This is a genomic window from Microbacterium aureliae (genome assembly GCF_054780155.1).
Map to the genome: position 1 here is coordinate 734393 of NZ_BAAGWW010000001.1, position 22841 is coordinate 757233.

Sequence of the window (22841 nt, forward strand, 5' to 3'; positions counted from 1 at the left end):
CGCGGCCGCCGGATCCGTGGAGTCCTGAACGCCCGCGCGGCGAGACGCGCGGCGAGACGCGCGGCGAGACCGGCCCCGCGTCAGGCCTCGACGCCGGCGGCGAAGACCCGGTCGACGAGCGGGACGCCGGGCCGGTAGGCCAGGTGCACGCGGCTCGGAGCCCGCAGCACCACCAGGTCGGCGCGCCTGCCGGGGGCGATGACGCCGACGTCGTCGCGGCGCAGCGCGCGGGCGCCGCCCGCGGTGGCCGCCCAGACCGCCTCGGCGGGGGTCAGTCCCATCTCGCGGACGGCCAGGGCGATGACGAACGGCATCGAGCTGGTGAAGCTCGACCCCGGGTTGCAGTCGCTGGCGAGCGCGACGGTCACACCGGCATCCACCAGCCTTCGCGCGTCGGGGTACGGCTGCCGTGTGCTGAACTCCACGCCCGGCAGCAGCGTGGCAACCGTGTCGGATGCCGCCAGCGCGGCGACGTCGGCGTCGTCGAGGTAGGTGCAGTGGTCGACGGATGCCGCGCCCAGCGCGACCGCGAGCCGCACGCCCTCGCCGGGTCCGAGCTGGTTGCCGTGCACGCGCGGCAGCAGGCCGCGGGCGATCCCCGCTTCCAGGACGCGGCGGGACTGCGCGGGGGTGAACGCTCCGCGCTCGCAGAACACGTCGATCCAGCGGGAGTGCGGCGCGCACGCGTCCAGCATCGGCCCGCACACGAGGTCGACGTAGGCGTCCGGATCCCCGGCGAACTCGTCCGGCACGACGTGCGCGCCGAGGAACGTCACCTCGTCCGTCACCTCGGCCGCGAGCGCGGCGGCGCGCTGCTCGTCGGCGACCGTGAGGCCGTACCCGGTCTTCACCTCGAACGTCGTCGTGCCCTGAGCCCGCAGTTCGGCGGCGAAGCCGGCGAGCCGCTCGCGCAGGGCATCGGTCGAGGCGGCGCGGGTCGCGGCGACCGTCCGCCGTATGCCGCCGGCGGCATAGGGGGTGCCGCTCATCCGCGCCTCGAACTCGTCGGCCCGGTCACCCCCGAAGACGAGGTGGGTGTGGCTGTCGACGAACCCGGGGACGACGGCGGCGCCCCCGACGCTCACGACCCGCACGTCCGGCATCCGCCACTCGTCGTCGCGACCCTCGCCGCCCTCACCCTCGCCACCCACCCGCGAGACTGCATCTCTGTCCCGAGACCGCGGTCCTGCACCACCGTCTCGTCGCGGAGATGCAGTCTCGCGGTCGGAGGTGGGGCCTGCGGCCGCGGTGCCGGCGACGGCGCCCGCGTCCACCGGCGGGATGCGGCCCGACCCGGCGCGCGCACCCCCGCCACCACGCGCCGCGTGCAGGCCCGCCGACGACGGACCGACCCACGCGATGCGGCCGCCGACGATGAGCACGGCGGCGTCGCGGAGCGTCCCGCAGGGGTCGCCCGCGGCGGGGATGTTCGTGGTCAGCTCGCCGATGTCGGTGATCAGCAGCGGTCGGTCGGTCACAGCATCGGCACCTTCAGCCCGCGCTCGCGCGCGACCTCGCGGGCACGTTCGTACCCGGCATCCACGTGTCGCATGACGCCGGTTCCGGGGTCGTTGACGAGCACGCGCGCGAGCTTATCGGCCGCCAGCGCCGTGCCGTCTGCGACGGTGACCTGCCCGGCGTGGATCGAGCGGCCGATGCCGACGCCGCCGCCGTGGTGGATCGACACCCATGAGGCACCCGAGGCGGTGTTCAGCAGCGCGTTCAGCAGCGGCCAGTCGGCGATCGCGTCCGAGCCGTCGGCCATCGCCTCGGTCTCACGGTACGGCGAGGCGACGGATCCCGCGTCGAGGTGGTCGCGGCCGATCACGATGGGGCCGGACAGTTCGCCCGAGGCCACCATCTCGTTGAACTTCAGGCCCGCGAGGTGGCGCTCCTGGTAGCCGAGCCAGCAGATGCGCGCCGGCAGCCCCTCGAAGTGCACGGCGTCGCCGGCCTTGTCGAGCCACCGCACGAGCCCGGCGTTGTCGGGGAAGAGCGCCTTCACCGCCGCATCCGTCTTGCGGATGTCCTCGGGGTCGCCCGACAGCGCCACCCACCGGAACGGCCCGCGGCCCTCGGCGAACTGCGGCCGGATGTACGCCGGCACGAACCCGGGGAACTCGAACGCCCGCTCGCACCCGCCGAGCTTCGCCTCGGCCCGCAGCGAGTTGCCGTAGTCGAAGACCTCGGCCCCGGCATCCTGGAACCCCACCATCGCCGCGACGTGCGCCGCCATCGACGCCCGCGCGCGCTGCGTGAACCCCTCGGGGTCGGCGGCCGCGGCATCCTTCCACTCCTCGAACGCGACCCCGATGGGCAGGTACGCCAGCGGATCATGTGCGCTCGTCTGGTCGGTGACGATATCGATCGGGATGCCGCGGCGAAGAAGCTCCGGGAAGACCTCGGCGGCGTTGCCCACCACCCCGACCGACCGCGCCTCGCCGGCCGACCGGGCCGCGATCACGCGGGCGACCGCGGTGTCCAGGTCGGCGGAGTACTCGTCGAGGTACCCGTGCTCGACGCGGCGGCGAAGGCGCGACTCGTCGACGTCGACGATGAGCACCGCTCCGCCGTTCAGGGTGACGGCGAGCGGCTGCGCGCCGCCCATGCCGCCGCAGCCGGCGGTGAGGGTGAGGGTGCCGGCGAGGTCGTCCCGGCCGAGGCTGCGGGCGACCGCCGCGAAGGTCTCGTACGTCCCCTGCAGGATGCCCTGCGTGCCGATGTAGATCCACGACCCGGCCGTCATCTGCCCGTACATCGTCAGGCCCAGGTGCTCGAGCCGGCGGAACTCGGGCCACGTCGCCCAGTCGCCCACCAGGTTGGAGTTGGCGATGAGGACCCGCGGCGCCCACTCGTGCGTGCGGAAGACGCCGACGGGCTTTCCGGACTGCACGAGCAGCGTCTCGTCGGGTTCGAGCTCGTCGAGCGTGCGGATGATCGCGTCGTAGGCCTGCCACGACCGGGCCGCGCGGCCGGTTCCGCCGTAGACGACGAGGTCTTCGGGATGCTCGGCGACCTCAGGGTCGAGGTTGTTCATGAGCATGCGCTTGGCGGCCTCGGCGCCCCAGCTCTTCGCCGTGCGCTCCGCGCCCCGCGGCGCCCGGATGTCGCGCGCTTCGTCTCGTCGCTGCGCTCCTCGCTCAGCGTCCGAAACCTGGGCCGCGTCCGATCCCCCGGTCGCTGAGCGAGCGGAGCGAGACGAAGCGTCCGCCTCTCCCCCGGTCGCTGAGCGAGCGGAGCGAGACGAAGCCTCCGCCCCTCCCCCGGTCGCTGAGCGAGCGAAGCGAGACGAAGCGTCCGCCGCGTCCGAAACCCCGGTCGCTGAGCGAGCGGAGCGAGACGAAGCGTCCGCCGCGTCCGATCCCCCGGTCGCTGAGCGAGCGGAGCGAGACGAAGCGTCCGCCGCGTCCGATCCCCCGGTCGCTGAGCGAGCGGAGCGAGACGAAGCGTCCCCGGTCATCACGTCAACGGTCACTGCTGTCCTCCTTCGTGTGCGGCGTCGCCGCCGAAAACTCCTGCGGCCTCGACCAGCGCGCCCGAGAGGACGAGCTCGGTGACCGCCTCGATGTCGGGCGAGACGAACCGGTCGTGGCCGGCGTCGCCCGCGCGTCCGACGGCGGCGCGCACGGCGCCGGTCGCCGGTCCCGGGCGAAGCGGCGCCCGCAGGTCCAGCGCGCGGGACGCGGTCAGCACCTCGATCGCGAGCACGCGGGCCAGCCCATCGACGGCGCGCCGCAGCTTGCGCGCGGCCGCCCATCCCATCGACACGTGGTCCTCCTGCATGGCGCTGGACGGGATCGAATCGACGGATGCCGGCACCGCGAGCCGTTTCAGCTCCGACACGATCCCGGCGGCCGCGTACTGCGCGATCATGAGCCCCGAGTCCACGCCGGCCTCGTGCGCGAGGAACGGCGGCAGGCCGTGGCTGCGGGCGACGTCGAGGGCCCGGTCGGTGCGGCGCTCGGCGATCGAGGCGACGTCGGCGACGGCGATCGCGAGGAAGTCCAGCACGTACGCCACGGGCGCCCCGTGGAAGTTGCCGTTCGATTCCACGCGCCCGTCCGGGGTGATGACCGGGTTGTCGACGGCGGCGGCGAGCTCGCGTCCGGCGATGGTCGCGGCGTGGTCGAGGGTGTCGCGGGCGGCGCCGTGCACCTGGGGCGCACACCGCAGCGAATAGGCGTCCTGGACGCGGGTGCAGACGGCGGGGTCGCGATGGCTGGCGACGATGTCGGATGCCGCGAGCAGCACCCGCAGGTTCGCCGCCGATCGCCCCTGGCCGACCTGCGGCCGCAGGCGCATGAGGTCCTCGGCGAACACCGCGTCGGTGCCCAGCTGGGACTCGATCGACATGGCCGCGGCGATGTCGGCGGTGTCGAGCAGGATCGTCAGATCATGAAGCGCCAGCACCAGCATCCCGAGCATGCCGTCGGTGCCGTTGATGAGGGCGAGGCCTTCCTTCTCTTCCAGAACGAGCGGGCGGATGCCGGCGGCCTCGAGTGCCGCGGCGGCATCGGTCTCGGCGCCGTGGGCATCCACGACCCGCCCTTCGCCCATGGCGGCCAGCGCGACGTGCGAGAGCGGGGCGAGGTCACCGGAGCATCCGAGTGAACCGTATTCGCGCACGAGCGGGGTGATGCCGGCGTTCAGCATGGCGGCGTAGGTCTCGACGACGACGGGCCGGACGCCCGTGCGCCCGGTCGCAAGGGTCTGCAGGCGCAGCAACTGCAGCGCGCGGACGACCTCGCGCTCGACCGGCTGGCCGGTCCCGGCGGCGTGCGAGCGGATGAGGCTCGCCTGCAGCTGCCGGCGGCGGTCGGGGGCGATGAAGGTGGTGGCGAGCGCGCCGAAGCCGGTCGAGATGCCGTAGTGGGGCTGCGGGTCCTCGGCGAGGTCCTCGACGAGCGCGCGCGTGCGGGCGACGCGCTCGAGTGCCGCCGCGTCCACCTGGATCCGGGCGTCGTGGCGCGCGACGGCTACCACGTCGTCGGGCCGGAGGGGTGCTGCGCCGACGACGACGGTGTCGGCGCGGGGTGGGGCGATCGTCATGTTCCGATCCCACACCCGGCGGGTTCCGCGCGACAGGGCGGCATGGCATCCTGTGTCTGGGATGACAGACAAACGGGCTTCAGAGGATCCCCGCCCGCAGGTGCCGGCGGCGGACCAGACGCTGCGCATCCTGTCGTTCCTCGCGCGGCAACGGGGTCCGGTGGCGGCGGGGACGATCGCGGCGAGCCTCGGCATCCCCCGATCGAGCGTGTACCACCTGCTCGGCGCGCTGTCCGACCACGGCTTCGTCGTGCACGTGCCCGCCGAGCGGCGGTGGGGTCTCGGCCACGCGGCGTTCGAGCTGGCGGGCGGCTACGCCCGGCAGGAGCCCCTCGCCCGCCTCGGCCGCCCGCTCATCGCGGCGCTCGCCGACCGCACCGGCGAGAGCGCGCACCTGGCCGTCCTCACCGGCCGCGACGTGCTCTACATCGTCGAGGAGCGCGCACCGCGGCGCCCGGCCCTCGTCAGCGACGTCGGCGTGCGCCTGCCCGCGCACCTGACGGCGACGGGCCGCGCGATGCTGGCGGCAATGCCCCGCGAGCAGGTGCGGGCGCAGTATCCGGATGCCGCGGCCTTCGCCGACCGCACCGGCCGGGGTCCTCGCAGGCCCGGCGAGCTGCGCGACGTGCTGCGCCAGGCGCGGGCGCGCGGCTATGCGCTCGAGGATGGCGAGGTGAGCCTCGGACTCCGCTCGATCGGGGTCGCGGTGACCGATCACGCGGGCTGGCCGGCGGCGGCGATCGCGGTCACGTGGCCCGAGGACGCACCCCGTCAGCCCGAGGATCTGCTGCCCGCCGTCCACGAGGCCGCCGAGACTCTGGCCCACCGCATCGGCCGCCGCTGACCGGGCGGCGCAGGCCGTCCCCTCAGTCGACCTTCTCGACCCGTCCGCCGGTCAGCCGCACGAGCTCGTCGAAGGTCAGCGGAAATACCGTGTGCGGCGTGCCGCCTGCGGCCCAGATCTCGTCGTAGCCCGCGAGGTCGGCGTCGACGACGGTGGTGAGCGGGGCCGGATGCCCGGTAGGGGCGACGCCGCCGATCGCCTGCCCCGTCGCCTGCCGCACCTCGTCGGCGCTCGCACGCCGGATCGGTCCGCGTCCGAGCCGCGCGGCGAGCGCGGCGGTGTCGACGCGGTGCGCGCCGCTGGTCATCACCAGCAGCGGCTCGTCGTCCGAGACGAACACCAGGCTGTTGGCGATCGCACCGACCTCGACGCCGAGCGCCGCTGCGGCGAGCGCGGCGGTCGCGGCGGCGTCGGGCAGCACGACGATGTCGCCGGTGATGCCGACGGCGCGCAGGCTGTCGTGGACGGCACGGCTTCGGGAAGGCAGGTGCGAGGTCACGCCCCCAGGATAGAAGCGCCTCGCACGACGGGACCAATGGCCGTGGCGATCACCGCATCGCCGCGCCAGGCTCGAGCGGTGAGCAGGACCCGCCGCACCGTCACCCGCTACCCCGCGATCGTCACCACCGCCCTCGTCGGCATCGTCGTGATCGCCCTGAGCCTGGCCGGCATGCCGTCGACCGCGCGCTGGGTGTCCACGGCGTATGTCTCGGTGTTCATCGTGTGGGTGCTCGTCGGCATGGTCCGCGATGTGCTGCGCGGGCACGTGGGGCTCGACATCCTCGCCGTCGTCGCGATGGCGGCCACCCTCGCGGTCGGCGAGTACGTCGCCGCGCTCATCATCGTCCTGATGCTCAGCGGCGGCCAGGCGCTGGAATCCGCGGCCGGCCGCCGGGCGAAGCGCGAGCTCACGGCGCTGCTCGACCGCTCGCCGCGCACCGCGCATGTGCTCCACAGAGCGGATGCCGTCGGCCCCGGCCGCAGCGACGGCACCGTCACCGACATCCCGGTCGACGACGTCGAGGTGGGCGATGTGCTGCTGGTGAGGCCGTCCGAGATCGTGCCGGTCGACGGCGTCCTGCTGGATGAGCGGGCGTCCTTCGACGAGTCGTCGCTGACGGGCGAGAGCATGCCGGTCTCGCATGCGGCGGACGACGAGGTGCTCTCGGGCGCGATCAACGGGTCGCGGGCGGTGCGGATCCGCGCGCTGCGGCGCAGCGGCGACAGCCAGTACCAGCAGCTCGTGGCGCTCGTGCGCCAGGCGCAGGACTCCCAGGCGCCGGTGGTGCGCCTCGCCGACCGGTTCGCGATCCCGTTCACGGCGGTCTCTCTCGTGATCGCCGGCGCGGCGTGGGGCCTCTCGGGCGACCCGGCCCGCTTCGCCGAGGTGCTCGTGCTCGCCACCCCCTGTCCGCTGCTGATCGCCGCGCCCGTGGCGTTCCTCGGCGGACTGTCGCGAACGGCGAAGGCGGGTGTCATCGTCAAGGGCGGCGCGGTCATCGAGCAGCTGGCGCGGGCGCGGTCCGCGGCGTTCGACAAGACGGGCACGCTCACCGAGGGACGCCCCGACCTCGTCGACGTCCGGCCGGCGGCGGGCGTGGAGGCCCGCGAGCTGCTGACGCTGGCGGCGTCTGCCGAGCAGTACTCCAGCCACGTGCTGGCCGACGGCATCCGTCGCGCCGCGCTGGATCGCGGCATCGTGCTGCGCCCCGCCGCCGAGGCGCGCGAGGTCGCCACCAACGGCGTCACCGCCCTCATCGACGGCCGCACGGTCGTCGTCGGCAAGCCCGCGTACGTCGCCGCGATCGATTCCGCCACCCCGACCGAGTCCCTCGAGTCCGGGCAGGCCGCCGCGTACGTCGCCGTCGACGGCCGGTTCGCCGGCACGCTGGTCCTCGCCGACGACCCGCGCCCCGAGGCGGCCGAGGTCGTCGCGTGGCTGCGCACCCACGGCGTCGAGCGCGTGGCGATGCTGACCGGTGACGCGGCACCCACCGCGCGGTCCATCGCCGCCGAGATCGGCATCGACGAGGTGCACGCCGAGCTGCTGCCGCCCGAGAAGGTGCAGCTGGCGGGCAGCTTCCAGCCGGGCCCGGTGCTGATGGTGGGCGACGGCGTCAACGACGCCCCGGTGCTCGCCGCCGCCGACATCGGGGTGGCGATGGGCGCGAAGGGTGCGACCGCCGCCGGCGACGCCGCCGACGCCGTGGTGCTGCAGGACTCCCTCACCCCGCTCGTCGAGGCGATCGCGATCAGCCGGCACACCCTGTCGGTGGCGTTCACGGCGATCTGGATCGGCATCGGCCTGAGTCTCGGCCTCATGCTCGTCGCCGCCGCCGGCTACATCCCGGCCGTGGCGGGTGCGCTCACGCAGGAGCTGGTCGACCTCGCCGCGATCCTCTACGCCCTTCGCGCGCTCCGCGGTCCCACTGGGGCACAATGGTCACGGATGCCGCAAAGCCGCGGCATCCGCAGCGCAGTGCCCACAAGGCCGCTCGAAGGAAGAACGCGATGACGCACACCCTGCCCCTGCCCGATTTCGCCCACGAACGCGTGGAGGTGATCACGGGACGGCGGAGCGGTCTGTTCATCGCCGTCGCGCTGCACTCCTCGGTTCTCGGCTCCGCCCTGGGCGGTGCCCGCCTGTGGACCTACCCGCACTGGAGCGACGCCCTCGGCGACGCGCTGCGCCTGTCGGCGGCGATGACGCTCAAGAACGCCGCGGCGGGACTGGATGCCGGCGGCGGCAAGTCCGTCATCGCCCGGCCCGCGGGCGAAGAGCTCGACGCCGAGCGCCGCCGCGCCGCCTTCCTCGACCTCGGCGACGCCGTGGAGTCGCTGCACGGCCTGTACCGCACCGCCGAGGATGTCGGCTCGACCACCGAGGACATGCTCGTCGTCAGCGAGCGCACCGAGCACGTCGTGGGACTGCCCGACGCCGTCGGCGGCTCGGGTGAGCCCGCGGGCCCCACGAGCCTGGGAGTGTACGAGTCGCTGCGGGCGACCCTCGAGCGGGTGACGGATGCCGCCGACCCCCGCGACCGCCGGATCACCGTGTCGGGTCTCGGGCAGGTCGGCAGCCGCCTCGCAGTGCGCCTGGCCGCCGAGGGCGCGAAGCTCACCGTCACCGACGTCAACCCCGCCAAGCGACGCCTCGCCGAGGAGCTCGGCGCGACGTGGGTGGAGCCGGGCACCGAGCACCTGGTCCCCGCCGACGTCTTCGTCCCCGCCGGCATCGGCGGCGTGCTCGACGACGAGGTCATCGACGCACTCGCCGCCCGCGCGGTGTGCGGCCCGGCGAACAACCCGCTGGCAGACCACAGCGGCGCCGACCGGCTGGCCGCGCGCGGCATCCTGTACGCCCCCGACTTCGTCGTGAACGCGGGCGGTGTCATCTACCTCGACCTGGAGGCGAAGAAGATGGGCACCCGCGCCGAGATCATGGACCGCGTCGCCGGCATCGGCGCCACCGTCCGCCGCATCTTCGACGAGGCCGAAGCCGCCGGGGTCACGCCGCTCGCCGCGGCGGAGCGCCTGGCCGCCGAGCGCCTCACCAGCGGCGGCCGCCGCCCCGCACTCGCCGGCTGAGCCGGCCGCGCGCCGGGCCGCCGGCGGGGCGCCGGGATCCGGCCGCCCTCGCCTTCCCTCCCGCGGCTTCCGCGTGCAGAACTCCACCGATCCCGACGGCGCGACCCCGCACACGCCGGCAACGCCCGCAATGCCGCGGCGTGCGGCATCCGCCCCGCCCCTGCGGGCCCGGATCGGTGGAGTTCTGACCGCCGTCGAGCTCGCACCCGGCTCGCACCCCGTGGAGTCCTGGGCGCCTGTCGAGCTCGCCCCGCGTGGAGTTCCGACCGGCGTCGAACTCGGGATCAGCGGGCCGCAGACTCTAGAGTGCGGACATGGGGCTGTGGCTGGCCGCGCTGAGCGGCCTGATCGCCGGAGGGTCGCTGCTGGGCGGAGCGGCGGTGGCGTGGTTCGTGACGATCCCGCGGAAGGTCGTCGCGGCGATCATGGCCGTCGGCGCGGGCGTGCTTATCGCGACGCTCGCGTTCGAGCTCGTCGAAGAGGCGGCGTCAGACGGGGGGCTCGTGCCGACGGTGTCGGGGTTCCTCGGCGGAGCCGTGCTGTACGTCGTCGCCGACCGGCTGGTCTCGCGCCCGCACCGGCAGACGAAGGCGCCCGCGAACATCGTCGCGCGGCGCGGCGCCGGCGGCCTTGCCGGAGGCTCCGGACTGGCGATCGCCCTGGGTGCCCTGATCGACGGCATCCCGGAATCCATCGTCATGGGACTCTCGGTGCTGCAGGGCGGGCTCAGCCTGCCGATCGTCGCCGCCGTCGCGATCAGCAACATCCCCGAGGGCCTCGGCTCGACCGCCGAGCTCAAGCGCGGCGGCACGCGGGCGCGCACGGTCTTCCTGCTGTGGTCGGGCATCGCGGTGGTGACGGTCGTCGCGGCCGTCGTCGGCTACCTCGCGCTGCAGACCGCACCGGCAGAGCTCGTCGCGGTCATCATGACGGTCGCCGCCGGCGGTCTGCTGGCCATGGTCGCGAACACGATGATCCCCGAGGCGTTCGAGCGCGAGCACGGCATGACCGGGCTCTGGGCGACGATGGGGTTCCTCGGCGCGTTCGTCCTGCACCAGCTGCAGGGCTGAAACGAGAAACGGCGCCCACAAGGGGCGCCGATTTTCGTGGACCTGAGGGGATTCGAACCCCTGACCTCTTCATTGCGAACGAAGCGCGCTACCAACTGCGCCACAGGCCCGTGAACCTCAGCAACACTATCACGGCCCGGCGGCCGCCCCGATCACGGGCGGGTCACTGGCCGGCTGCGCGGCGGGCCAGCAGGCGCCGGACGTGGTCCTCGATCTCGGCGTCGTCGACGTAGCCCATGCGCGCGAATTCCGACGACGGCGATGCCGACGTGGCGGCGACCCGCGCGGTGCGCGCGACGTCGATCGACGGCGGGCGCTGCTCCTCGGCGCGCTGGCGCATCGCCTCGTCGAAGGCGGCCTGCCGCAGCGCCTCGTGGGCTGCGGAGGCGTCGAGCACGGCGGCTGCACGAGAGCCGGCGGATGCCGTGAGCGGGCGCGGCAGCTCGCGGGGCTGCCAGCCGCGGGCCGGGGTCTCGAGGGCGACGTCCTGCACGTCGGTCGCGACGGGCGCGGCGGCGGCCTGCCGGCCGGCGACCCGGATGCGGGCGGCTTCGCGCGCGCCGACGGCGGCCATCTGGCGCAGGCCCAGGCCGGCGACGACCGCGACGGCGACCCCCGACCAGAGCACGGCCTGCGAGCCGGTGGCGACGACGAGCCAGCCGCCCCATGCGGCGACGACGACGCTCGCGAGCCCGACGACCGACAGCACGAGGCGCGTGCGCCGGCGGGCGCGGGCGCGGCGGGCTTCGGGCCGCGCGCGTGCGGCCGCGCGCTCGAGGCGTGCGGTCTCGAGGTCGATGCGGGCCTGCTCGAGGGCGGCGGCTTCGCGTTCGGCGGTGGCCTGACGGGCCAATCGCTGCTGGGCGTAGGCGGTGCGGGCGTTCAGCTCGAGGCGGACCTCGGCGGGCGCCTCGCTCGTCTCGGCGAGGACGCGCAGGGCCTGGTTCAGCCGGACGGCGTTGCGCTCGGCGGCGTCGAACTGGCGGCGGCTGTTGATGGACGGCAGCAGGTACACCAGCCACAGCAGCGTCGCGACGAGCACGATCACTCCCCCGCCCAGTACCTGCTCACCCATGCGGTCCACGGTAGGGGACGCTCATGTCGCGACCCGGCAACCGCAGGCGTGTCGCGCCCACGGAATCCGAAACAGCGGGTATGTCGCGCGGGCCTACGCCGGCAGCCGGTCGGCCGGCGGCACGGTGGCGGCGCCCCGCGGCACCTGACCCGACACCCACCGCTGCAGCACCCCGTCCGGCACCTCTTCGGTGGTCAGCGCGAAGGCGTAGTGGTCGCGCCAGTCCCCGTCGATGTGGATGAAGCGGCGCCGCAGCCCCTCGTAGCGGAAGCCCAGCTTCTCGACCACGCGCAGGCTCGCCTGATTCTCGGGACGGATGCAGATCTCCATGCGGTGCAGCCGCAGCTCCTGGAAGCACACGTCCGTGGCCAGCGCCACCGACGTCGGGGTGATGCCGCGCCCGGCGAACCGCTCGCTCACCCAGTAGCCGATGGTCGCCGACGCGAGGGACCCGCGCGCGATCCCCCACACGTTGAGCTGCCCGGCGACCTCGCCGTCGTACTCCATGACGAAGGGGACGCCGGCGCCGTCGCGGTACTGCTGCAGCAGCCGGCGGATGCCGAGCCTCATGTCGAACGACACCGCGCCGTCGGGGCTCGTGGCCTCCCACGGGCGCAGCCAGCCGCGGTTGGTCAGCAGCTCGTGCTGCAGCTGGCGCGCGTCGCGCTGACGCACGAGCCGGATGGCGATCGCCCCGTGGCGACGCGGAATGCTCAGATCCACGTCGACCCCCTTGAACGGGCGGCTCAGAGCTTCGCCGCGAATTCCTTGAACCAGGGACGCAGGTCGGGACCGAGGTCTTCACGGTCGGCCGCGAGCTGCACGATGGCCTTGATGTAGTCCACCCTATCGCCGGTGTCGTAGCGGCGTCCGCGGAAGACGACGCCGTAGACGCCGGGTCCCTCGGGGTCGGACGCCATCTCTTCGAGCGCGTCGGTCAGCTGGATCTCGCCGCCCTTGCCGGGCTCGGTGCGCTCGAGGATCTCGAACACCGACGGGTCGAGCACGTAGCGGCCGATGATGGCGAGGTTCGAGGGGGCGTCCTCGCGCGACGGCTTCTCGACGAGGCCGGTGACCTTGACGACGTCCTCGGTGTCGGTGGGCTCGACGGTGGCGACGCCGTAGAGGTGGATGTGGTCGGGGTCGACCTCCATCAGGGCGATGACGGTGGCGCCGCGCTTGTCGTACTCCGACAGCATCGTCGTCAGCAGCGGGTCGCGCTCGTCGATCAGGTCGTCGCCGAGCAGCACCGCGAACGGGTGATCGCCGACGTGGGCGCGGGCGCGCAGCACCGCGTGCCCGAGGCCCTTCGGCTCGCCCTGGCGCACGAAGTGGATGTCGGCGAGGTCGCTCGAGCGCTGCACCTTGGCGAGCTTGTCGTCATCGCCCTTCTTGCGCAGGTTCGACTCCAGCTCGGGCACCGAGTCGAAGTGGTTCGACAGGTTGTTCTTGTTGCGCCCGATGATGATCAGGACGTCCTCGATGCCGGCGGCCGTCGCCTCTTCGACCACGTACTGGATGGCGGGCTTGTCCACGACCGGCAGCATCTCTTTGGGCATGGCCTTGGTCGCGGGCAGGAATCGGGTGCCGAGTCCCGCGGCGGGGATGACGGCCTTGAAGGGCTTGTGAGGCATAGGCGGAAGTCTACTGAGGCCACCCGACAGGACGGTGACCATCGCCGTCCCGCCTAGAATCGGGGCATGTCCGACGCGATCGCCGATGCCAAGCGCGCTTTGCGCGCGGAGCTGCGCGAGCGCCGGCAGCGGCTCGGCGAAGCCGCCCGCGATGCCGCGGCCGACGGCATCCGTCATCAGCTCGACGCGCTCGTGGAGCGCCTCGGCGCCCGTTCGATCTCGTGCTTCCTGTCGACGCCGACCGAGCCCGGCACACGGCAGTTCGTGACGGATGCCGTGGCCCGCGGCATCCGGGTTCTCTTGCCGATCACGCGTGCCGACGGGCTATTGGACTGGACCGTCGCCGGTCCCGACCTGGACGTCACCGAGGGGCTCTTCGGCGTGCCGGAGCCGGTCGGCGAGGTGCTCGGGCCGATCGCACTGGACGACGTGGACCTGCTGATCATCCCCGCCGCGGCCGTCTCGCACGACGGGATGCGGCTGGGCTGGGGGCGTGGCTACTTCGACAAGACGCTCGGCTCGATGGAGCATTGCCCGCCGGTGTACGCGGTCGTGTTCGACGACGAGCTGATCGACGCCGTCCCCCGTGATGTGCACGACCAGCCCGTCACCGGCGTCGTGACCCCCACCCGAACCCTCACCCTCGCGCCCGCCGCGCACTGAAAGAGACCCCGAATGCCCACCTACGCCTACGCCTGCAAGCAGTGCGGCCACCGCTTCGACGCCGTGCAGTCCTTCGCCGAGCCCGCGCTCACCGAGTGCCCGGAATGCCAGGGTCCGCTGCGCAAGGAGTACGGCTCGATCGGCGTGACCTTCAACGGCTCCGGGTTCTACCGCACCGACTCGCGGACGACCGGCGGCGGGGCGAAGGACGCGGGTTCGAGTTCGAAGGACTCTGGCGGATTGTCGTCGTCTACGGCAGGATCGGCGGGCGGGGGCAGTTCGTCCTCGACGTCCACGACGAAGACGCCGGCCTGAGCCGGCAGGGGAGCAGCTCGCCATGATCCAGGGTTTCAAGGAGTTCATCCTTCGCGGCAACGTCATCGACCTCGCGGTCGCGGTGGTCATCGGCGCGGCGTTCACGGCGATCGTGAACGCACTGGTCGAGGGCCTCATCAATCCGCTGATCGGCGCGATCTTCCAGGTCGGCGACCTGTCGAACTGGGTCATCTCGATCCCGACGCTGACCGGTGCGACCTCGAACATCCTCATCGGGTCGATCCTGGGCGCGGTGATCCAGTTCCTCGCCGTCGCCGCGATCGTGTACTTCGTCTTCGTGTTCCCGATGAACCGGTTCAAGGCGCGCGCCGAGGCGAAGGCCGGTGTCGACAAGGCCGCCGACGAGCCGCCGCTGCCGACCGAGCAGGAGCTGCTGATCCAGATCCGCGACGCCCTCCAGGCCCAGGGCGGCGCCCCCGGCCCGCTGCCCGGCACCCCCCGCGTCTGACGCCGGGCGCGGCTGACCCCGGCCGGCGGCGCGCCGGGCCTGCGCGCCGGCGCGCCGGGCGTCACGCTGGCCCGTGCGCCCAGCATCCGTCGCCTTCTTCTGGTGCCAGATCACGTGATCCGTACGAGATCACCCGCTAGGTACCGGAAACGACGGGTGATCTCGTGCACATCACGTGATCCGGTCGCGTCGGGGACGAGCGCGCGCCTCGAGTGGATGCTGGAGCGTCGACGACGCAGGAGCCCCTGACTCCCGGCATCCGTCGCTTTTCTCGTACCAGATCACGTGATCCATACGAGATCACCCGCTATGTACCGGAAACGACGGGTGATCTCGTGCACATCACGTGATCCGTGCAAGTAGAGCAGAGCGCGCGACGCACGGCGACGCCGGCGACGCCGGCGACGCGCGCGACGTACACCCCGACGCCGTCACCTCACCAGTGCGGGGGGACGTCGCGGCGCAGGCGCGCGTCGTTCGGCCCAGAATCGCCGGATGCCGGTGGCCCGGCGTCCGCGTCCCGCGCCGTGTCGGCGGGCACGGGTTCGGGCGTCGTCCCGGGCGCGGGCGTCAGCCGAGCGCGGCGTGAGCCGGCGACTCGCTCGATCCGCTGCCGGCCACCGGACCCCGAAGGCTCCGCAACCCCAGAAGACCCCGAAGCCCCACCCTCACTCGACGACATCGATGGGCTGCGTCTCGCCGTCCTCGAGGCCGGCCTCGGGGGGCACGCCGAGCAGTCCGGCGATGCGGGCCGCGACGGCGCCGGGGTCGCTGTACAGGTCGAAGGAGTGCACGCGCACGTAGTGCCAGCCCAGGCGCCGCAGGATCTGCGGGCGCAGGCGCAGGGATTCGCGCAGCGACTCGCCGATCGTCTCGGGGTCGCTCTCGACGACGACGGCCTTTCCGCCGTACTGCGCGACGAGCGGCAGGAGTCCCCGGTAGTGCACGTCGACGGCGACGCCGCGGCGGCGGAGCTCCCGGGCGAGGGCGAGGGTCAGCGGGTCGGCGAGGTCTTCGAGGCGGGCCTCGCGCGCGCGGGCGGCGATGCTGCCGAGGATCGACATCAGGGTCGCCGCGCCGTGCTCGAGGCGCCCGTCGTCGAAGGCGGACGGCCGGATCGAGGACACGATCACCATCGACCGGCGCGCGCGGGTCATGCCGACGGTCAGCAGCCGCTCGCCGTCGGGCGTGGACAGGTCGCCGAAGTCGCTCAGCACGCGGCCGTGGCGGGTGAGGCCGAAGCCGAGGGCGAAGATGACGCGGTCGCGGCTTTCGGCGACCGACTCCTCGAGGGTCAGCACGGCGAAGGGCTCGGCGGTGTCGCGCGAGACGAAGTCGGCGACGTCCGAGCGGCCGGCGAACGCGGCTTCGACGGCGGCGCGGATGCGGTGGGCGTGCTTGGCGCTGGCGGTCACGACCATCAGCGACTCGGTGCCGCGGTTGATCGCGTGCTCGACCACCAGGGTCACCACGCGCTGCACCTCGGCGTCGGGGCTCTCGACGGCGCCGCTGACGGGGTCGGGCACGCCGGTTCCGCCCTCGACGTAGTCGACGCTCAGGCTGCCGCGCCCCAGGTACGACCCGGCCCACGGCAGCGACACGAGCTCGCCGCCGTAGAAGGCGTCGTTGACGAGCTCGGCGAGGTCCTCTCCCCCGGCGCGGTAGCTGCGGGTGAGGGTCTCGACGGGCAGCAGCTCGGCGAGCCGCTCGAAGACGCTGACCGCGTCGTAGGGCACCTCGTCGTCCTCGTCGGCGGGCGCGGGCACGCCCGCGGCGACGCGGAACGGCGTCGGCTTCTGCGTCACGGGGTCGCCGAACCCGACGACCTGGCGCGCACGGCGCAGCGTCGGCAGGACTTCGGCGAGGCAGACCGCCGCGGCATCCGCGAGGATCACGACGTCGAACAGCGGCGAGTCGGGGATCAGCGGCACGTCGTACGGCGAGGCCAGCCACACCGGCGCGAGAGTGCGCAGCAGGGTCGGGGCGACGGCGGCGATCTGGCCGGCGTCGTCGACGCCCTCTTTCAGTGCGGTCCGCAGCGCCTGGGCCTCGTGCTCGTGGTCGACGATGCCGATCCGCCACTGCTTGGCCAGCTGGGCGGCCAGAAGGGGGCCGGATGCCGCGGCATGCGCCTCGTCCACCAGACGGAAGTCGCGCTCGAGGCGGTCGACCACCGAGGTGTTGGCCCCGAGCAGGGCACGGTCGGCGCGCAGCAGGTGCTCGAGCGCGGACTGCCACCACGCGAACTCGAGTTCGCCGGCCACGGCGTCCTCGGGGACGTGGCGGATCGAGAGTTCGGCCAGGAGCGGTTCCAGGCCGAGCGCGGCGAGATCGGTACGAAGCGCCGCGCGCTCGCGCAGGTTCTCGAAGACGGCGGAGTCGGCGGCAAGCCCTGCGAGGGTGCGGACGAGCTGGGCGACGGGGAGCGTCGCGAGCTTGTCGGCGCCGGTGCGGCCGAGGACGGCATCCAGGTCCGCGAGCTCCGACTCGACGCGATGGCACGCGACCTGCACGTCCGCGAGGCCCAGCGGCAGTTCGGGGGCGACGCCGGCGTCGACGTAGCGCTGCCATTCGGTGCGCTGGTGCTGCACGCGCAGCAGGGCCTCGTGCATGTCCGAGATGTGGACGCCGGGGCGGACGTACTCCTTCGACAGGCGTCGCAGCCGGCGGCGGTTCGCGCCGGACATGCTCGCGGAGTCGCGCCGGGGCCCGTGCGCCTGGATGAGCTCGCCGAGGGGCCGCTCGAACACGGTGATGCTGAAGCGGTCGAGCGAATCCCGGATGCCCTGCAGCAGGGTGACGTATTCGCTCAGCTCGTGGATGGTGTGGAAGGGGCGCATGCGCGTCTGCGCGATGAGCTCGTACCCGCGCTCGAGCAGCGTCGGCACGTCGGCGCGGTGCAGCTTGCCGGCGAGGGCGTGGGCGCGGCGGGCGTCCTCGGTGGTCGAGAACGACACGCCGTACCAGGGCGAGTCGTCGGGCCCGAAGCGGAACTCCCCCAGTCGCGCCGCGGTGCGCAGCTTCTCGGCCGCCTGCCCGCGGACGCCGGCGAGGCGCTCGAGGGTGCGGACGTCGAAGCGGGCGGCGGTCTGCGGCGGCTGCGGCGCGGTGGTCAGCTGCGACAGCGAGCGCAGGATCTCGAGCACCGACACCCCGAGCCGCTCGTGGGGCACGGTGACGGCGCCGCGGTAGTCGCGCAGCACGTTCCGCAGCCTGACGAGCGCGTCGTCGACCTCGGCGACCTTCGGCGTCTCGGCCTTCTCGTTGCGGCCGATCGCGCGGATGAGGTCGCGCTGCACGTGGCGCGGCGAGACGGCAAGGCCCGGCAGGCCGATGCCGGCCAGGCGGTGGCGCACGCCCTCGAGGGTGGAGCGGCGGGTGCTGACGACGAGCACGCGCTTGCCGTCGCGGACGAGCTGCCCGACGGCGTTGATGATCGTCTGGGTGCCGCCGGTTCCCGGCAGGGTGTGGACGAGCAGCGACTGGCCGGCGGCGATGCGGGCGAGCACGCGCTCCTGCTCGGCGTCGGCGTCCAGCAGCAGCGTGTCGGCGGCGGGCGGGCGCTCGTCGGGGCTGAGGGCGGGGGCGGGCGCGCGGCGGATCGTGAAGGCCTCGCGGTCGTCGTGGTGCCCGGCGAGGGCGTTCAGCACGGGGTGGTCGAGGTTCGCGGCATCCCGCGCCATCGTCGCCCCGACGTCGGTGAAGCTCGACACCAGCAGGCGCGGCTGCACCGAGTAGGTCTCGACGCCGGCGGTGAGGGCGCGCAGGCGGTCGATGACCGGCTGCGGCTTGAACACCCCGCCCTCGTAGGCGAGGGCTGCGAGGCCGGCGGCGTCGAGGTCGATGCCGAGGTGGGTGCGCAGGGCGCGGACGAGTTCGGGGTTCACGATGAACGCGCGCCCCTGCAGCTTCAGCTCGAAGTCGGCGTGGTGCCGCCGGATCGCGAGGGGCCGCAGCAGCACGGGTGCGGTGCACCGGATGCCGCCGACCTGCCACGAGGCGAGTCCGACGGCCAGGTGCACGGGCTCCAGGCCCCGGGCCGTGCGCATCTCGACGTTCTTGGCCGTGATGCGCTCCGCGGCCAGCCGGGCGTTGCGCAGCGCGACCTCGTCGCGGAAGAGGTTGGACAGCAGCGTCGAGCGGCCGGTGATGAACTGCGGCAGGCTGCCGGGGTGGGCGTTGGTGATCTCGATGGCTGCGTCGTGGGTGTCCGAGAAATGAAGAAGCGTCGACCGGCCGCCGAGCGCCGCGGTCTGCAGCCGCAGCCGGTCGCGTTCGGGTTCGGCGACGTGGGTGACGACCGTGCCGGGCTCTGCCAGCCCCAGATCACCCGGCGTCACGTCGACGACGCCCTCTGCGTCGGACACGACGTTGCCTTCTGCTCGCCACACGTCACACAGGGTATGCGGGCGGGTTGACGCAACCCTGCAAGCTCCCCGAGTTTCGCGGTATTGCCGACACGCCGGATGATCAGCCGTTCCTCCCCGGGCCCCGACCCGCGCCCTGTTCTCCACAGCCCGCGACCCCGCGACCGCCGGGCGCGAAGGGGCGCCAGGATAGTCGCATGACCGCTCCGGCCCGCTTCCTCGTCCACCCCTCGCCCGTCGGCGACATCCTGATCGTGACGGATGCCGGTCGCCTGGTGTCGCTGCATCCCGTCACGGACGTCGACGCCGAGGTCGCCGCGCTCGGCGCGTGGCTCGGGCATCCGCTGGTGCCGGCCGACGACGACCCGCTCGCGGAGCGCGCCGCGGACGAACTGGACGAGTACTTCGACGGCGAGCGGATGCAGTTCGACCTGCCGCTGGATCTCGACCGGGTCCGCGGGTTCACGCGGGCGGCGCTCGAGGCGGTGCGCGACATCCCGTACGGCGAGACCGCCGCGTACGGCGAGGTCGCCGTCATGGCGGGCGTCCCCCGCGCGGCGCGCGCAGTGGGGACGGCATGCCGCACGACGCCGTTCTCGGTCGTCATCCCGGTGCACCGGGTCGTCCGCGCCGACGGCTCGATCGGCGAGTACGGCGGCCGCAGCGACATCAAGCGCTTTCTCGTCGACCTCGAGCGCCGGGTGCTCGCCGCGCGCGGCACGGATGCAGACCGAGAGCGCCGCGCGGAGGACTGAACCCCCGCGCGGCGCCCTGACTGCCGTCGGCTCTAGTGGTGCGTCGCCTTCTCGGCGCCGTAGCCGGTGAGCGAGCGGACCTCCATCTCGGCCGCCTTGCGGCGGTCCTCCTGCTTTCGCGAGACCACCGATCCGAGCCAGCCCAGGAAGAACCCGAGCGGGATCGAGACGATGCCGGGGTTGCTGAGCGGCCAGATCGCGGCCCCGGTGTCCTTGAAGACGCTGGTGGGCGTCCCCCAGAAGACCGGCGACAGCAGGATGAGGATGACGGCTGCGGCAAGCCCGCCGTACATGCTCCACACCGCGCCGCGCGTGGTGAACCGGCGCCAGAACAGCGAGTAGATGATCGTCGGCAGGTTCGCCGACGCGGCGACGGCGAAGGCGAGCGCGACGAGGAACGCCACGTTCTGCCCCTGCACGCCGATGCCGCCGAGGATCGCGAGGATGCCGATGACGATCACCGTGCGGCGGGCGACCTTGACCTCGCCGTCCGGCGGGACGTTGCCCTTCTTCACGACGTTGGCGTAGATGTCGTGGGCGAACGACGCCGCGGCCGTGATGGTGAGGCCGGCGACGACCGCGAGGATCGTCGCGAACGCGACCGCCGAGATGAAGCCGAGGAGCACCGGTCCGCCGAGGGCGAGGGCCAGCAGCGGCGCGGCGGAGTTGACGCCGCCGGGCGCGGCCTTGATCGTCTCGGAGCCCACGAGCGCCGCAGCGCCGTAGCCGAGCACCAGGGTCAGCAGGTAGAACAGCCCGATCAGCCAGATCGCCCACACCACCGAGCGACGCGCCTCTTTGGCGGTCGGGACGGTGTAGAAGCGCATCAGCACGTGCGGCAGGCCCGCGGTGCCGAGCACAAGGGCGATGGCGAGCGAGATGAAGTCCAGCGGGTTCGCGCCGTACTGCAGGCCCGGACCGAGGATTGCGTCCTGCGGGTCGGTGACCGAGGCGGCGACGGCCGACTCGAGCAGGCCGTTCAGGCTGAAGCCGTGCAGGGCGAGCACCCAGATGGTCATCGCCAGCGCGCCGCCGATGAGCAGGAAGGCCTTGACGATCTGCACCCACGTGGTGCCCTTCATGCCGCCGATCAGCACATAGACGATCATCAGGACGCCGACGACGGCGACGACGATGGACTGCCCGATCTGCTCGGTGATGCCCAGCAGCAGCGACACCAGGCCGCCGGCGCCCGCCATCTGCGCCAGCAGATAGAAGAAGCACACCGCCAGCGTCGTGATGGCCGCGGCCATGCGGACCGGCCGCTCCTTCAGGCGGAAGGCCAGCACGTCGGCCATCGTGAACTTGCCGGTGTTGCGCATGAGCTCGGCCACCAGCAGCAGGGCGACGAGCCACGCGACGAGGAAGCCGATGGAGTAGAGGAATCCGTCGTAGCCGTTGATGGCGATCGCGCCGACGATGCCCAGGAACGAGGCCGCCGACAGGTAGTCGCCCGAGATGGCGAAGCCGTTCTGCGGTCCGGTGAACGAGCGGCCGGCGGCGTAGTAGTCGGCGGCGGACTTGTTGTTGCGGCTGGCGCGGATGACGATGAACAGCGTCACCGCGACGAACGCGCCGAAGATCGAGATGTTGAGGACGGGGTTGTTCTCCACGGTCTGGACGGCGGCGTGCACGGCACCGAAGACGTCGTTCATGCGCGGGCCTCCTGCGCTTCGAGCTCGTCGCGGATCTCTTCGCTGATCGGGTCGAGCGTGCGGTTGGCGAACCAGACGTAGGTCATGGTGATCGCGAAGGTGGTGACGAACTGGCCGAGGCCCAGCAGCAGGCCCACGGTGATGTCACCCCACACCCGCTCGGCCATGAAGTCGCGCGCAAACGACGACAGCAGGACGTAGGCGAAGTACCAGACGAGGAACCCGATCGCCATCGGGAAGACGAATCCCCGGTGGCGGCGCTTCAATTCGCTGAAGCGGGGCGATTCCTCGACGGCGACGTAGTCGACGTCGCCCGGTGGAGCAGTGTCGATCCGGGGATCGGTCATGTGGCCTCCTTGCCTCATGGGAGCGCTTCTTCGCGCGGTATCAGCGGGGCTCGGCATCCCGGCGCCCGGTGGTATGGTCGACGCTACGAAAAGCGGCGAGGATGCCGTCACCCCCGGAAGTAGGTAGTGCGTGGACGCGCGACCCGGCCAGAGCGACGAAGACCGTGCCGTCGCGCGCGCGGTCGCAGAGCTCGCCCGTCGCACCCGCTTCCCCATCGCGTTCGGCGGTCTCGCCCAGAAGGACGCCATCCACGTCACCTCGATCGTCGGAGCACGCACCCGCAGCCTGGACGGCCTGGTCGTCGCCGCGACCCGCGGCCTCGGCGGTCGCGCGTACGTCGAGAAGCGGCCGCGGCTCGCGCTGGACTACCGCACGTCCCGCTCGATCACCCACGACTACGACGGGCAGGTGCTGTCCGAGGGCATCGCGACGCTGTTCGCCGTGCCGGTGATGGTCGCCGGGCGCCCCCGCGGCGTCCTGTACTGCGGGTCGTGGGCGCAGTCGGGCATCAGCGACCTGCTCGCGCGCCCGGCGATGGCTGTCGCCGACGAGCTCGCCCACGAGCTGCGCGTCGCCGAAGAGGTGCGCCGGCGGATGGCCGCCGCCCCTCCCCCGCAGACCGAGCTCGCCCCCGCCCTGCAAGAGGAGCTGCGGGCGAGCTTCGCCGAGCTGCGCTCGATCGCCTCGAGCGTCACCGACTCGTCCGTCCGCGACCGCATCGCCAAGCTCGAGCGGCGCCTGGCGGCGCTGTCAGAGCCAGAGCGGATGCCGGCGATCGACCTCGACGTCAAGCTCTCGCCCCGCGAGACCGACGTGCTGGCGTGCGCCGCGCTCGGCTCGACGAACGCCGAGATCGCCGCCGCCCTCGATCTCAAAGAGGGAACGGTCAAGAGCTACCTGCAGTCGGCGATGGCCAAGCTCGACGCCTCGACCCGGCACGCCGCCGTGGCGAAGGCGCGTCGCGCCGGCATCCTGCCGTAGAGATTCCTCCCGTCGACATTCCTCGCTC

At 72.9% G+C, this 22841-nt stretch carries 19 protein-coding genes and 1 tRNA gene; 9 read left to right on the plus strand and 11 right to left on the minus strand.

The window, feature by feature from the left end:
• Positions 1-80: 80 nt before the first annotated feature.
• The 3 genes from hutI to hutH form a co-directional block, all read right to left on the minus strand.
• A complete protein-coding gene (gene hutI, locus ACYVF4_RS03560; RefSeq protein WP_460719790.1) occupies positions 81-1478 on the minus strand; it encodes an imidazolonepropionase in 1398 nt (465 codons plus the stop codon).
• On the minus strand, positions 1475-3106 hold the full coding sequence (gene hutU, locus ACYVF4_RS03565; protein WP_460720754.1) for a urocanate hydratase: 1632 nt from the start codon (positions 3104-3106) through the stop codon (positions 1475-1477). Before hutU ends, hutI begins: the two co-directional genes overlap by 4 nt.
• Before the next feature lie 365 nt (positions 3107-3471).
• Entirely contained in the window at positions 3472-5049 is a 1578-nt protein-coding gene (gene hutH, locus ACYVF4_RS03570; protein ID WP_460719791.1) for a histidine ammonia-lyase, read from the minus strand.
• 61 nt (positions 5050-5110) lie between these two features.
• On the opposite strand from hutH, the gene ACYVF4_RS03575 reads away from it, so the two are divergent.
• Positions 5111-5893 (plus strand): IclR family transcriptional regulator, encoded by a 783-nt coding sequence (locus ACYVF4_RS03575; RefSeq protein ID WP_460719793.1) that lies wholly within the window; start codon positions 5111-5113, stop codon positions 5891-5893.
• Positions 5894-5915: 22 nt separating this feature from the next.
• Here the strand turns inward: ACYVF4_RS03575 and ACYVF4_RS03580 are convergent, their stop codons facing one another.
• Entirely contained in the window at positions 5916-6392 is a 477-nt protein-coding gene (locus ACYVF4_RS03580; protein WP_460719795.1) for a YbaK/EbsC family protein, read from the minus strand.
• 78 nt (positions 6393-6470) lie between these two features.
• On the opposite strand from ACYVF4_RS03580, the gene ACYVF4_RS03585 reads away from it, so the two are divergent.
• The 3 genes from ACYVF4_RS03585 (at position 6471) to ACYVF4_RS03595 (ending at position 10551) form a co-directional block, all read left to right on the plus strand.
• Positions 6471-8408, plus strand: a complete 1938-nt coding sequence (locus ACYVF4_RS03585; protein ID WP_460719797.1) for a heavy metal translocating P-type ATPase — start codon at positions 6471-6473, stop codon at positions 8406-8408.
• Complete coding sequence (locus ACYVF4_RS03590) at positions 8405-9481, plus strand: Glu/Leu/Phe/Val dehydrogenase family protein (protein WP_460719799.1); 1077 nt, start codon at positions 8405-8407, stop codon at positions 9479-9481. Before ACYVF4_RS03585 ends, ACYVF4_RS03590 begins: the two co-directional genes overlap by 4 nt.
• A 314-nt stretch (positions 9482-9795) precedes the next feature.
• Positions 9796-10551, plus strand: coding sequence for a ZIP family metal transporter (locus tag ACYVF4_RS03595; protein WP_460719801.1), 756 nt, complete (start codon positions 9796-9798; stop codon positions 10549-10551).
• 37 nt (positions 10552-10588) lie between these two features.
• On the opposite strand, the gene ACYVF4_RS03600 is transcribed toward ACYVF4_RS03595, so the two are convergent.
• The 4 genes from ACYVF4_RS03600 to galU all read right to left on the minus strand — a co-directional run bounded on the left by ACYVF4_RS03600 (position 10589) and on the right by galU (position 13260).
• Positions 10589-10661 (minus strand) — tRNA-Ala (locus ACYVF4_RS03600).
• Positions 10662-10714: 53 nt separating this feature from the next.
• Positions 10715-11626: a large exoprotein gene (locus ACYVF4_RS03605; protein ID WP_460719804.1), complete on the minus strand. Its 912-nt coding sequence runs from the start codon at positions 11624-11626 to the stop codon at positions 10715-10717.
• Between the two features lie 93 nt (positions 11627-11719).
• The gene (locus tag ACYVF4_RS03610) at positions 11720-12349 is read right to left on the minus strand and encodes a GNAT family N-acetyltransferase (protein WP_460719806.1); all 630 of its coding nucleotides are present in this window, start codon (positions 12347-12349) and stop codon (positions 11720-11722) included.
• 23 nt (positions 12350-12372) lie between these two features.
• Complete coding sequence (gene galU, locus ACYVF4_RS03615) at positions 12373-13260, minus strand: UTP--glucose-1-phosphate uridylyltransferase GalU (RefSeq protein WP_460719808.1); 888 nt, start codon at positions 13258-13260, stop codon at positions 12373-12375.
• A gap of 66 nt (positions 13261-13326) precedes the next feature.
• Between galU and ACYVF4_RS03620 the strand changes: the two genes are divergently transcribed.
• Genes ACYVF4_RS03620 through mscL form a run of 3 tightly spaced genes read left to right on the plus strand, consistent with a single transcriptional unit; the run spans position 13327 to position 14707 of the window.
• Positions 13327-13923: a 5-formyltetrahydrofolate cyclo-ligase gene (locus tag ACYVF4_RS03620; RefSeq protein WP_460719810.1), complete on the plus strand. Its 597-nt coding sequence runs from the start codon at positions 13327-13329 to the stop codon at positions 13921-13923.
• A 12-nt stretch (positions 13924-13935) separates the two neighbouring features.
• A complete protein-coding gene (locus ACYVF4_RS03625; RefSeq protein ID WP_460719812.1) occupies positions 13936-14238 on the plus strand; it encodes an FmdB family zinc ribbon protein in 303 nt (100 codons plus the stop codon).
• 22 nt (positions 14239-14260) lie between these two features.
• Positions 14261-14707, plus strand: a complete 447-nt coding sequence (gene mscL / locus ACYVF4_RS03630) for a large conductance mechanosensitive channel protein MscL (RefSeq protein ID WP_460719814.1) — start codon at positions 14261-14263, stop codon at positions 14705-14707.
• 668 nt (positions 14708-15375) lie between these two features.
• On the opposite strand, the gene ACYVF4_RS03635 is transcribed toward mscL, so the two are convergent.
• A complete protein-coding gene (locus ACYVF4_RS03635) occupies positions 15376-19107 on the minus strand; it encodes an AAA family ATPase (protein WP_460720756.1) in 3732 nt (1243 codons plus the stop codon).
• A 164-nt stretch (positions 19108-19271) separates the two neighbouring features.
• On the opposite strand from ACYVF4_RS03635, the gene ACYVF4_RS03640 reads away from it, so the two are divergent.
• Positions 19272-19829 carry a methylated-DNA--[protein]-cysteine S-methyltransferase gene (locus tag ACYVF4_RS03640; RefSeq protein WP_460719816.1) on the plus strand — a complete coding sequence of 186 codons (558 nt, stop codon included), beginning with the start codon at positions 19272-19274 and terminating at the stop codon, positions 19827-19829.
• 32 nt (positions 19830-19861) lie between these two features.
• Here ACYVF4_RS03640 and ACYVF4_RS03645 read toward each other — a convergent pair whose 3' ends face one another.
• Both ACYVF4_RS03645 and ACYVF4_RS03650 read right to left on the minus strand, forming a co-directional pair.
• The gene (locus tag ACYVF4_RS03645; protein WP_460719818.1) at positions 19862-21484 is read right to left on the minus strand and encodes a solute symporter family protein; all 1623 of its coding nucleotides are present in this window, start codon (positions 21482-21484) and stop codon (positions 19862-19864) included.
• The gene (locus tag ACYVF4_RS03650; RefSeq protein ID WP_460719820.1) at positions 21481-21831 is read right to left on the minus strand and encodes a DUF485 domain-containing protein; all 351 of its coding nucleotides are present in this window, start codon (positions 21829-21831) and stop codon (positions 21481-21483) included. The genes ACYVF4_RS03645 and ACYVF4_RS03650 overlap by 4 nt, the downstream gene beginning before the upstream one ends.
• Before the next feature lie 130 nt (positions 21832-21961).
• On the opposite strand from ACYVF4_RS03650, the gene ACYVF4_RS03655 reads away from it, so the two are divergent.
• A complete protein-coding gene (locus tag ACYVF4_RS03655; protein WP_460719822.1) occupies positions 21962-22813 on the plus strand; it encodes a LuxR C-terminal-related transcriptional regulator in 852 nt (283 codons plus the stop codon).
• Positions 22814-22841 lie beyond the last annotated feature (28 nt).